This is a genomic window from Flavobacterium soyangense, assembly GCF_015277675.1.
In the GTDB taxonomy this organism is placed as follows: Bacteria; Bacteroidota; Bacteroidia; order Flavobacteriales; family Flavobacteriaceae; genus Flavobacterium; species Flavobacterium soyangense.
Genome location: NZ_JADHEC010000008.1, coordinates 63,556 through 76,422 on the forward strand (window position 1 = coordinate 63,556; position 12,867 = coordinate 76,422).

The window sequence follows — 12,867 nt, forward strand, 5'->3', positions numbered from 1 at the left end:
TTTTATTAATTACGGAAATAAATATTATCGAGATAGATATTGCCATTTCCATCAAATTTTAATTGGATGATATTACTTAAATTAACAGGAGAAAAAGCTGTTAATGGGATATCAATACTTCTCCATCCGTTAACTGATGGAGAAGGACCAGTAGGAACTGTTAAAACATATGGTTTTTCAACCGGTCCCGGACTTATTAGATATACTTTTAAACTGGTAGAGTTTGAAGTATAATAATCTAAATGTAAATAGGTTTTAGAAGTTACATTTTGAGCACTTCCAAGTACTATTCCTTGGTAATTGAGTCCTGAATATTTTAGTGTATTATTTCCAGCAATAAGAACTTGAGAAGCAACAGTAGCTTGCCCCCAACTTGGATTCAAATCTGTTCCTGCAACATTTGTATAGGCATCGCTGAAAACTGAGAGCACATTAGCGGAAAGGGCGGTTGGTGTTGGTGCCACAGTTGTAGGAACTGAAGGAATTATGCTGCCGTCGTTATAGAAATAAATATTATCAGCATAAAAGTTTGTAATATTTGTACCTTCAAAAATTATTTGACCTATGTGAGTTTTACTTGTCAATCCTGAAAAATTAGATAATGGAATATTTAATCCTATCCAACTTTTTGTAACTAAAGTGGGACTAGCAAAAGTAACAGTAGAACTTTTATCATCACTGCCTCCGGCAACACCGTCTGCTCCGAAATCTACCAATTGAACTTTAAAGCTTGAACCCGCAGCTATTGCATTTGGCATAAAAATATCAATATGCAAATGGGAAGTGACCGAAGCATCAACTGTTGGTGCACTAAATTGAATTCCAACAAAATTGAAATTTGTATAATTTAATACATTGTCTCCATTAACTGTAAAATCAGCTGATTTTGTAGTTTGATAAGGAGCCCAATATCCGTTGTAATAATCAACCGGAACATTTGGATATTTTTCGGTATAAATAGAAATTACTTTTGAGGCATCTTGAGTTGGTGTAGGAGCGTTTACAAATGTACCCGCAGAATTAATTGTTAATGACCCTTTTGCCAAAACATCACCTAGTTTAGCGGTGATAACTGCAGTTCCAGATCCAATGGTAGTTACTTTTCCTAGCTCATCAACTGTAGCAACAGCAGGATTAGAAGAAGTGAAAACAAAATAAGCCGGTGTTACATTTACAGATTGATTAACTCCATTTGGCAAATTAAACGTAGAAATTAAACCATCAATAGTTTTAGTTACCCCAATAAAAGAAGTTTCCACTTTATCTGTACCATTTAAAATGGAACTTTGTCCATGAGAAACTGTCCCTAATTTTTCGAATTTAACCTCATCCAACCAAAAGGTATAACCTTTACCATTTTCTGGACCTTCTGATAAAAACAACATTCCTTTTTCTATTTTCAATTTTGAAGGATCTGGAATTGGAATAATGTATTTTTTCCATACAGTGCTTAAAGCTAAACCAGAAATAGAAGCTTGATACTTATTTGCTCCAAAATCATTTCCAAAACCAATAACATCAATTGTTGATGATTGGGAAGATTTTGCCCAAAATGTTAAAGCATCATAACCTGACAAATCTCTTCCAACTGAAGTGAAATACGATCCACCAACATAAGCTCCTTCAGGATCATTAACATTTGGAACATCAAAACGCATCGAAGCTGGAGATTTATTATACGAGACATTACCATCTACTTGAAAACCAGTAACAACTGTACCACCAAAAGCCGCAAAATTTAAACCTGGACTAAAGGTGTCAATAAAAACATCCGGGTTAACAGAATATTTAGCTTCTTGTAAATCAGAAAAGTCATTCTGACATCCTAAAATGAGTAGTAAACTCATAATAGCAAAGCCTATTTTTTTTGAACTATAAATTGAGTATGTTTTCATATCTATTATTTTTATTAATTACCAATGTTTATAAGTACGTAGGTTCTAATTTCCCATTCTTGTCCATTAGAAAATCCTAATGCTGTTGGATCAGGAATCAAATTTCCTGTGCTGTCTAAGGTTTGAGTTGGGTTATATCGCGGTGAATATTGATCAAGTGAACGCCAAGTTCCACGAATACCAATACTAGTATTTGGAAGTATAAACCAATCGCGTTTTCCAATTCCAAAAGAAAGATCAGCCATTAACTGTAAAGGATAAGTTAAATTAAAATCCTTATGGTAATCATATGGCCCCCAATCGTTTACTTTTACAAATGAAGTTAATTTCACTTTTTTATAAATCATTTTTAAATCGATTCCAAAGCGATTAATAGTTCTTCCATCGCTACCATTAGCCTGGGCAGGGCCACCGTAAATTGTAGTTATGAAACCAAAATCAGGCGAAATTTTCGATACAATTCTTGCATTAGTTTCCCATAAATCTTTAGCTGGAGGCGCTCCATTAAAAGCAAAAGTGGTTCTGTTAGCTAAGAAACCTATAGCTGCATCTTGTGAGGTAGGCAAATGACGAAATACGAATCCAGCACTTACAGCAAACTTAGAGTCTTCTGAACGGTCATTTTCCCAATCATACAACCAGGTACCAGGAGTGGGGTCATAAGTAAATAATATTTCACTTGCAACCTGCTCTCTATTGGCTCTAACGACAAATGGGTCATCTAATATATTTCTTGGTCTTCCTGGAGCAGGAACACTAGTTGATATTGGACCTTCTAATGGCTTTTGCCATAAAAAATTAGGTGCTATTTGTAATTTACCTAAAGTGTAAGTTAAACCAGTTAAAAAATTGTATTGATTGCCGCTTCCACTATCTTTAAGTCTCCAACCTGTAAAAGTTTGAGTAAGATCCGTACCACCACCTGCAACTAAACCTTGGGCAGCTGCTTGCGCATACCAATTAATTTTTCCCCCAGTATAGGTAATTTTGATTTTTCCACCTAAGTTATCTTTGGTTTCAATTTGATTGATATAAACTTGCTGATTTGCTCCTTCACCCCTTACAACTTGATAATCTCTTCCTTGAAGTGGTTGTCCAGCCCAAATACCTCCTATATCAAAACCTAAATTACCAAATTTTCTATTTAAATGCAATGTAAATCTTCTTGTTTTGGGTTGAGGAATTGCATAAGATGATTGGGTAGTAGTTCGTTGGGTTAAATCTTCATGAAAAATACCTGTAAAATTAAATTTTCCTATTGTATTAGAATATTTAAGTAAAACAGCTGGATTGGCACCCCACCAAAGTTCCGGCCCCATAGCCAACTTAAATCCTTTAAACAATTTCTTTCCCTCAATTTCAAATCCATAAGGAGCTTTGCCTTGATAAATATCTATGTTAGGACCATAATTGGCTTCTGGATATAAGCCAAAGAAATCACCTTCGTAACCCCAATGATAATGACCCGTACGATAAAAACCATCTAATTTAAATAATTTTTCGTCCCATTTGTAACTTGCTTTATATAATTGAACACGATTATTATCTTCTAAAGTTACATTCCCATCAGGACCACTTACAGTTACTGGACGTCCTCTGTTTTCATAAAATATTTCATCAATTGGATTAAGTGCTACATTTCCTAAAATATTGAATTCAACATTTGCAGTCATATTTGATGTTGGATTTCCTTCTACACCTACAAAAAAAGATTGCATATTATCAAAACCTAGTTTGTTTGGATAAGTCGTACCATTCGTAACAGCTTCTTTAGGGGTTGTAATTAAATTACCTCCTGTGCTGAAAGTAGTAAATTCAGCCGATAATCTCGAAAATCTTATTTTACCGCTTTTTTGACTCTCTAATGCGGCTTTATCTCCCCTAGCCTTTAGAGTTGCTCCTATGATTTGAATTTTGTCAAAATGATTTTCTATTTCATTCAATGATTTTCCATTGGTATATGGATTAAGCTGATGAACTTCCTGTAAAACGTAGTATGCTGATCGAGGATATAATTGATACATTCCATTTACATCAGTTGGCCCTTTTGCGCAAATCCCAAACCATTCTTCATTCATATTGTTTTCACCTTTTACATAGTCAAAACTATAACCGCCATTGGACCAAGAAGCATTCGTATCGTGAACGTCTAAATATTTTGTTTGCTCATATTTCCACCAGCCATCACTAAATTGAAAAGTAAATCCACCCAAACAATTCCCACTTTTACCAACACCTGCAGCATTTTCATAAATTTCTTTCCAGTTGCTTTTTAAAATAGATGCTTGATCATTTTGAGCTTCTTCACTTGTAACCGCATTAAAAGCATCTGATCCAAATTCTGAGAAGAACATAGGCTTACCATATTCTTTTTTAACTCTTTCAAAAATATCTCCAAATGAAATTCCACGATAAGCATTTACGCCTAAAATATCTACATCCGGGCAATCTACCTTAATTAAATCAAGGAAAAGTAAATCACCGTTACAAATCGCAATTGGATGTGAATTATCAATAGCCTTCATAGCCAAAGCGGCTTCATTAAATAACTTGTACAAATACTGGGCTCGTGCAGTAGATTTTCTGTCTTTTACGGGAATATCTTCCGTTTCTGCTCCATCCCAAAACAAACCATAATTGTTTTCATTACCCAGTAAAAACAAAAGTAACCCTTTAGTGTCTTTATAGGTTGAGGCCAATTCTTTTACTTCTTTTAAAAGTAATTGACGGGTGTTAGCGTCAGAATATTCAGTATTAACTACCCAAGCTCCATTTAAAGTCAAACCATAACGACCAAATGTATGATTGAGCATAGTGTAAATACCATAATTAGTATAAATATATTCAATCCATTTTTTTGGAATACCTGTATATACTCGTATTGTATTTACACCCATATTCTTTAAAAGTGGCATTTCATCATCTAAAGCACCCTTAATAATATTATCAGGCTGTTTCCATAAGCTATAGTTGAAATTTGTTCCAATTGGCGAATAATCCCAGTTCATCCCATTAATGATGAAATCTTGACCATTTACTTTAAGCTTTATCCCATCAGTATCTTTGTCAATTTGTATTTTATTAGTTTGGGAATAAATCGCCACTGAAGAACTCAAAAAGATCAGTAAAACAATAATTTTTTTCATAATGAATGCATGGTTTAAAAGTTATATAAAATTATAATGAGGGCTAAAATAGTGCTGTTTCAAAAACAACATAAAAATATTAATATCAAAAATTGTTTGTAGCGCGTATTGAAAATATTTATTTAAGTTAAATCAGAAGGTAAATATATCTGAAACAACTAATAATTTGACAAAAACAACCACAACAAAAAGCATACAATGCAAAAAAAGGAGGTTTTATCAAAGATCCTTTAAAAAACAAAGTGTTTGTTAATGATTTACTAATGATTACAGCCAAAAAAATAAAAAACAAGAAACAAAAAACGTTAATGTTGTGGTATTGTATAGTTATTAACACTTCGAAAAACATCGAAGTTATCAAGCTATACAGACAAAATATACTCTACTAAACCCTGTTCATGCAACAAATCCATTTTTTTACGCAAACGATATCTTTTTATTTCTACACTTCTTACAGAAATATTGAGCAAAGGAGCTACTTCTTTTGAAGAAAGATTGAGTCTCAAGTAAGCACATAGTCTTAAATCATTCGGTGTTAATGTTGAATGAGCTTGTTTTATTTTTTTTAAAAAATCTTTATCCGCGCTGTCAAAAGCTTCTTTAAAAACTTTCCAAGAATCTTCCTCTGAAATATTTTTATTTATTGTCTTTATAACAGATTTGATTTTTGATGTACCGTTTTCATAAGTTTTCTTCAGGTCTTCTTGTATAAAAGCCAATAACTCATTCTTACTATTTAAACTCATAGAACTAACGGCCAACTCGTGATTTTTAGCATATACATCTTGAGAAAGTTGTTCATTTTCTAACTTCATAAGTTGCTGCTCCATTTCGAGTTCTTTAATCTCAAGTAATCGATTGTTTTCTTCAATTAATTTCTCTCTCTGTTTATGATAATAGTTTTTGTATGCTTTATGTATATAATAAGACATAAACAGCAATAAAATCATATAGACAAAAACAGCAAAGTTTGTTGCATAAAAAGGCTTAAGAATTGTAAAAGAATATACGGCAGTATTTCCAATATAAGAATTAGCAAATTTTGCTCTTACCTTAAAAACATAATCTCCAGAAGAAAGATTTTTAAAATTTACTGAGGATTTTACACTCCATGGGCTCCATTCATCCTGAAATCCTTCTAACGAATACTGATATTCTGCTTTAATATATTTATTATATTCTGGTACGGTGTAACTAAAAGCTATATTGTTTTCATTATATTTAAAATTACCTTCTTTTTGAATTGAGTTATTTATAAAACTACCATTCAGTTTATTTGATGTAATTGCGGTAATGTATACTATATGATTATTGTAAATTAAATTGTTTAAATTCAATATTAAATAGCCATCTGCGATGCCAATTAAATATTCTGAAGTTCCAATTTGTGTGATATTTTCATAGCCCAACATAGCATTTAAAGATGAAGCCGGAATAGGGATAACATTCTGTTTGAGTTGATTACTCAATTTACTGGTAGAAAAATTATAAATATGGTTTTTAAAAAAGAACCAAATCCTATTGGAATTATCAACAATCATTTTCCCTGAAGAATATTCATCTTTATCAAAAACAGAACTTAATACTTTATCTTTTTCAAATTGTTTTGTCTTTATATTTAATTTAAAGACTCCATCTTTATAGGCATAATAGATGGTATTATTAAACTTAACTAAACTTGAGTTTCTTCCTTTTTTTGGAGAAGGATAAGAAGTAAATGTGCTCGTTTTAAGCAAATTATTATCTAATTGTAATCTAAAAACACCCTGACTTTCATGGCTTACATATACTTCGAACTCATCATCAATTTCAAAATATCGTGTAGAGTAATCAAAACCTTTAATTTTATTTCTAAAAACCCATTGATTATTTATTTTTGTCAAAACAGAAATTCCATAATAATTTCCTTGAAGTAAAAGTGATTTCTGATTCGGAACGGGCACAAATTTCCAAGTTCCTGACATTGAAAAAATATTTTTAGCTGAATTTTCTTCAATAATAAAAGTTCCTGAATCATGACCACAAAACAATGTTCCGTCATATTCAAATAAAGACCAAACCTGACCTTTTGTTCCGCTTATTAATTTAAATTCTCCATTGCTGTTATAATTCCTGTAAAATAATCCGTGATTTGTTCCTATGTAAAGATTTCCGTGATACAATTTAGAAGCATAAACAGTTCCTAAAACCCCTGTGTTATCTGTATAACTATGAATCGGTGCTAGAAGATTAATACAATTAATTCCATTATCAGATCCCACCCAAATATTTTTATCCAAATCTTCAAATAATGATAAAGCAGTATTATCAGTCAGCCCCTTAATTTGTGTAAGGTTATATATAACTTTACCTTCTTCTGTTAAAATAAAAATACCGTTTGAAACTGTCCCTATTGCAAAATTTCCGTTTGAAAGCCTCTGGCTGCTATAAATTCTGGTAGTGGCTAATTCTGAATCAGCTTCTGTAGTATATTTAGACAAAATATTATCTACTAATTTATAAAATCCATTAAATTCTGTCTGTATCAAAAGCCCATCATTAAGTGTAAATACGTTAACAATTCTATACTTTTTTAGAATCTCAGAATCCGAAACTAATTTACTCTTTCCGCTTTCAATTTCATAAAGTCCTTCATTTAAAGATTGAAAATAGATAGAATTATTTGTTCTATAAGATTTTGTAATACCGCTTTTTGAAGAAATAATTTTAAAACTACCAGTTTGGGAATCATATATGTAAATCCTGTTTAAGGACTGAAAAATAACCCATTGATCAAAATTTATTATATTCCAAAAATTTTCATCATTGAGAATTTTACTCTTTATAGTTTTACTTAAGGAAGTATATTTAAGCTGGCCATTATCTTGTCTTTTCCAAAAACCAAATTCCATGTAACTACCTGTATAAATCTTATCATTAATGACTTTTACGGAACGAATTACTGTTTCGTTAGGCGAAGGATATAACAACCAACTGGAACCATTGAATTCTAAAAGTCCTTCATTATTTGCAAAGTAGAGGTAATGGTTTTTATCCTGCGAAATCATCCAGTTTTGATTTCCGGCTTCATAATTTGCTGGAGTATACTTGATTATTGGCGGTAATTCCTGGGAGTAACTCAATAAAAAATTAAGCATCAGGGTATAAAAAAAATATTTTGTAAGTTTATTTATTTGCATAGGAAACCAAGGTTATTACAACGATATAAATATATAAATATATAGATAACTATTAAAAAAAAAGCACGCTTTTTTCAAAGCGTGCTTTACAAAAAATCTATTTAATCTAAAAACTATTCTTTTATAACCTTTGAAGTACTCACTTTTCCATCAATTTCTGTTGTTACCATATAAACTCCTTTTTGAAGTTCATTTGTTTGCAAAGTAACAGAGTTGCTTTTTGGACTTGCTTTCATAACTTCTTGTCCTAATATATTGTATACCGATACTTTATTAATGCTACTGTTTGCATCAATAGTCAAGGTATTTTTAACAGGATTAGGATACATTTTTACACTTGAAGTTTGAAATTTATTTGTTCCTAGTGCAGTTCCTTTGTATGCATATAAATTATCATACCAAAGTTTGTTATTAAGATTAGACGTGATCCCAAACTCTTTAAAACCAGTAAAAGCAGTTAAGTTTACTGGAACATCAATTTGCAGCCAACTTCCAGCGACTAAAGCAGGAGTTGAAGCAACATTAAGATTAATTTCTAATGCCGCCCCACCAGGTTGCTGTACAAATTTCAAATTAAAAACAGAAGAAGTTAAATCCGTTCCAGCTTCAATATAAACATCAACGTGTAGTTTAGTAAATGATGAAGCATCTATTCCAGAATCCAATACTATACCTTGACAATTATTACTTTTAAAAGCCATAGTTGGATTACTTGCAATTGTAACTTCTTGCACAGAACTACCTCCACACCAGCCAGCATCAAAATTACTAGCAACGTTAGTATAAGCACCACTATAAAGAGAAATTACATCACTAGGATTTCTATTAGGCGGGGTTGGCGCGGCAACTGATGGAGGTGTTGCAGGTGGTGGTGGACAAGGAGCACATGAACCTCCACAATCAACTCCAGTTTCATCACCGTCTTTAATACCATTATTACAGGTAGTAATAGTTGTAGATACTAACGTAACATCGTCAATATAGACAGCCGCTGTTGTATTTGTCCCCATATTAGCCATATGGAAATTAAGCTGGGCATTACTATTAGTAGATGTGGCAACAAAAGTATACGAATAATCTGTCATAGTAGTAGTAAGGGCAACAGCATTATTTCTAAACTGATCATTCCAAATACCTGTATTTTGAATGTTAACGGATATGTTTCTGTTTGCCGCTGCACGAGCTCTAAAAGTAAGAGTGTATGTATTGCCCCCTATAAATGTCTTTCCTGTCTGTTTCAGCTCTGTATCCCAAGGATTTCCTCCTGCATTTGCAGTGCTGTAATAAGCTTCTCCATCAAGGACTACACCAGGAGGGCCAAATGTCCAATCAGTGGTGCCGTTTGCAAAATCTCCATTGGTGATTAAGTTTTGCGCAAAACCTAATGAAGTAATCATTAGTGCAATAAAAATCGTAATTTTTTTCATAATTTTTTTTATTTTAAGTTAATATTCAAATATAAAAAACACTTCTTGAAAAATTAATAAAATTAACTATATATAAACTATACAAAAAAATATTACACGATATCGTTTGAAATGACAGCAATTATAGGGATTTTAGCAGTAAATTACACGTCAAATACTCAATCATAAATTATGTATTGTTGTGGTAATGTTGAGTTGAAAAAATATTTTTTTACAAATTACAGAACGCTTTAAAATAAATAATATAAAAAAAACAGGTTTAAATTAATGTTTTCATATAAAAAAACATAAAAAAACATTAATTTAAAAATTCAAAAACAACTTCCAAAATAGAAATTTGCGATTCCTTCAATACCAATTCTCATTTTAAAATTGATTACTTTTGTAAAAAATCGGTTTTCAAATGCAAATTGACCTTTCTACATTAGATCCAAAGAAGAATATTATCATCAAAGGAGCACAAGTTCACAATCTAAAGAATGTGGATGTCGCAATTCCAAGGAATAAATTAGTGGTGATTACGGGACTTTCGGGTTCCGGAAAATCAAGCTTAGCTTTCGATACTTTGTATGCCGAAGGACAACGTCGTTATGTGGAAAGCTTGTCTTCTTATGCACGGCAATTTTTAGGTAGATTAGATAAACCAAAAGTGGAATACATCAAGGGAATTGCGCCGGCAATCGCCATTGAACAAAAAGTAAACACAACGAATGCCCGTTCTACGGTGGGAACTTCGACTGAAATTTACGATTATATTAAATTATTATTCGCTCGTGTTGGAAGAACTTTTTCGCCAATTTCAGGACAACAAGTCAAAAAAAATACAGTTTCGGACGTTATCATTGACGTGAAAAATTTTGGAATCGACAGTAAATGGCTGCTCCTTGCTCCTATTCATTTAGAACACGGTAGAGCTTTGGAAGACAAATTGAAAGCTTTGCTCAATCAAGGATTTTCCAGAATATTAGTCAATAATGAAACCATCCGTTTGGATGAGATTGACGGACACACTTTGGACAATAAAGATATTCTTCTGATTATTGACCGAATCGTGGTCAAGGATGAAGAGGAATTCTATAATCGACTTTCGGATGCGGTTCAAACTGCTTTTTATGAAGGAAAAGGGATTTGCCATCTGCAGGAATTAAATACCCACAAACGCTATTCGTATAGTAATAATTTCGAACTGGACGGCATTACTTTCTTGGAACCCAATGTCCATTTGTTTAGTTTTAACAATCCTTATGGCGCTTGTCCGGTTTGCGAAGGCTACGGAAATATCATAGGAATTGACGAAGAATTAGTAATTCCCAATACTTCCTTATCCGTATATGAAAATGCTATTTTTCCTTGGCGAGGCGACAGTATGGGCTGGTTTCGGGATGAATTAGTAAACAATGCTTACAAGTTTGATTTCCCGATTCATAAACCATTTTTCGGACTTTCGGAAGCGCAAAAAGAGTTGATTTGGACAGGAAATAGCTATTTTCAGGGTTTGAATGCTTTCTTCAAAGAATTGGAAGACAAAAATTATAAAATCCAAAATCGGGTTATGCTTTCGCGTTATCGTGGCAAAACCAAATGTCATTCCTGCAAAGGAAAACGTTTAAGAATCGAAGCTTCTTACGTAAAAATCAATTCAAAAACCGTATCGGATTTGGTTGATTTGCCCATCAAACATTTGGTTACTTTTTTTAATAATATTGATTTAGATTCATACGAAAAGCAAATTGCCAAACGATTATTACTGGAAATCAACAACCGTTTGTCGTTTTTGACCGAAGTTGGTTTAGATTATTTGACGTTAAACAGAAACTCTGCTACACTTTCCGGTGGCGAATCTCAACGAATCAATTTGGCGACTTCGCTCGGAAGCAGTTTAGTGGGTTCGATGTATATTCTCGACGAACCAAGCATTGGTTTACACCCAAAAGACACTGAAAGATTAATCAAAGTTTTGCTCTCGCTTCGTGATTTAGGCAACACCGTTATCGTGGTCGAACATGATGAAGACATTATGAAAGCTGCCGATATGATTATTGATATTGGTCCAGAAGCCGGAACTTTTGGTGGCGAATTAGTCGCTCAAGGAACTTTTGACGAAATCTTGAAGTCGACTTCCTTGACAGCGAAATATTTGAATGGTGAATTAGAAATTAAAACGCCTCGAATTCGCCGGAAATGGAACAATTATATTGAAATTCTTGGCGCACGCGAAAACAATTTACAAAATATAGATGTTAAATTCCCTTTGGAATGTTTGACGGTAATTACTGGTGTATCCGGAAGCGGAAAAAGTACCTTAGTTAAGAAAATCTTATTTCCGGCGATGCAGAAAAAACTGGATGGTGTTGGCGAAAAAGCCGGGCAATTTACCGAAATGCGTGGTTATTATCACAAAATTCAACATATAGAATACGTAGACCAAAACCCGATTGGACGAAGTTCCCGTTCGAATCCTGTGACTTATATCAAGGCCTATGATGATATTCGGGAATTGTTTGCCAAAGAGAAACTGTCGAAAATTCGGGGATATCAAGCCAAACATTTTTCGTTTAATGTGGACGGCGGTCGCTGCGAGACCTGCAAAGGCGAAGGGACTATCAATGTTGAAATGGTATTTATGGCAGACGTTCAATTGCATTGCGAAACATGCAACGGTAAACGATTCAAGAAAGAAGTCCTGGAAGTGACTTTTGACGGCAAGAACATTCATGACATACTGACGATGACTGTTGATGATTCTATTTCTTTTTTTACCGCCAACAAACAAAATAAAATTATCCAAAAATTACAACCGTTACAAGATGTTGGTTTAGGCTATGTCCAATTGGGGCAATCCTCATCTACCCTTTCCGGTGGTGAAGCACAACGTATTAAACTGGCTTCGTTCTTAGTCAAAGGGGCTACCAAAGAGAAAGCACTTTTTGTATTTGATGAACCTACAACAGGATTACATTTTCACGACATCAAAAAACTCTTGGCTTCGTTTGATGCTTTAATTGATAAAGGACATTCGATATTGGTAATCGAACACAATTTAGATTTAATAAAATGCGCCGACTGGGTTATAGATTTAGGTCCAGAAGGTGGCGAAAATGGAGGACAATTGCTAGCCGAAGGAACTCCCGAAGATATTATAAAAAACAAAAAATCAATTACTGGTAAATATTTGAAGGAGAAATTATGATTTTTATAGTGTTCAATAATCCGTTTTACA

At 33.1% G+C, this 12,867-nt stretch carries 5 protein-coding genes; 1 reads left to right on the forward strand and 4 read right to left on the reverse strand.

What is annotated here, in order from left to right; genetic code table 11:
* Positions 1-5 precede the first annotated feature (5 nt).
* From IR213_RS05465 to IR213_RS05480, 4 genes are all read right to left on the reverse strand, one after another.
* Entirely contained in the window at positions 6-1,895 is a 1,890-nt protein-coding gene (locus tag IR213_RS05465) for an Ig-like domain-containing protein (protein WP_194311303.1), read from the reverse strand.
* A 14-nt stretch (positions 1,896-1,909) separates the two neighbouring features.
* Positions 1,910-5,041, reverse strand: a complete 3,132-nt coding sequence (locus tag IR213_RS05470; protein ID WP_194311304.1) for a glycoside hydrolase 5 family protein — start codon at positions 5,039-5,041, stop codon at positions 1,910-1,912.
* A gap of 362 nt (positions 5,042-5,403) precedes the next feature.
* On the reverse strand, positions 5,404-8,220 hold the full coding sequence (locus IR213_RS05475) for a helix-turn-helix and ligand-binding sensor domain-containing protein (protein ID WP_194311305.1): 2,817 nt from the start codon (positions 8,218-8,220) through the stop codon (positions 5,404-5,406).
* 113 nt (positions 8,221-8,333) lie between these two features.
* Positions 8,334-9,647, reverse strand: a complete 1,314-nt coding sequence (locus IR213_RS05480) for a carbohydrate binding domain-containing protein (RefSeq protein WP_194311306.1) — start codon at positions 9,645-9,647, stop codon at positions 8,334-8,336.
* Positions 9,648-10,050: 403 nt separating this feature from the next.
* On the opposite strand from IR213_RS05480, the gene uvrA reads away from it, so the two are divergent.
* Complete coding sequence (gene uvrA, locus IR213_RS05485; RefSeq protein WP_194311307.1) at positions 10,051-12,837, forward strand: excinuclease ABC subunit UvrA; 2,787 nt, start codon at positions 10,051-10,053, stop codon at positions 12,835-12,837.
* Positions 12,838-12,867: the final 30 nt, after the last annotated feature.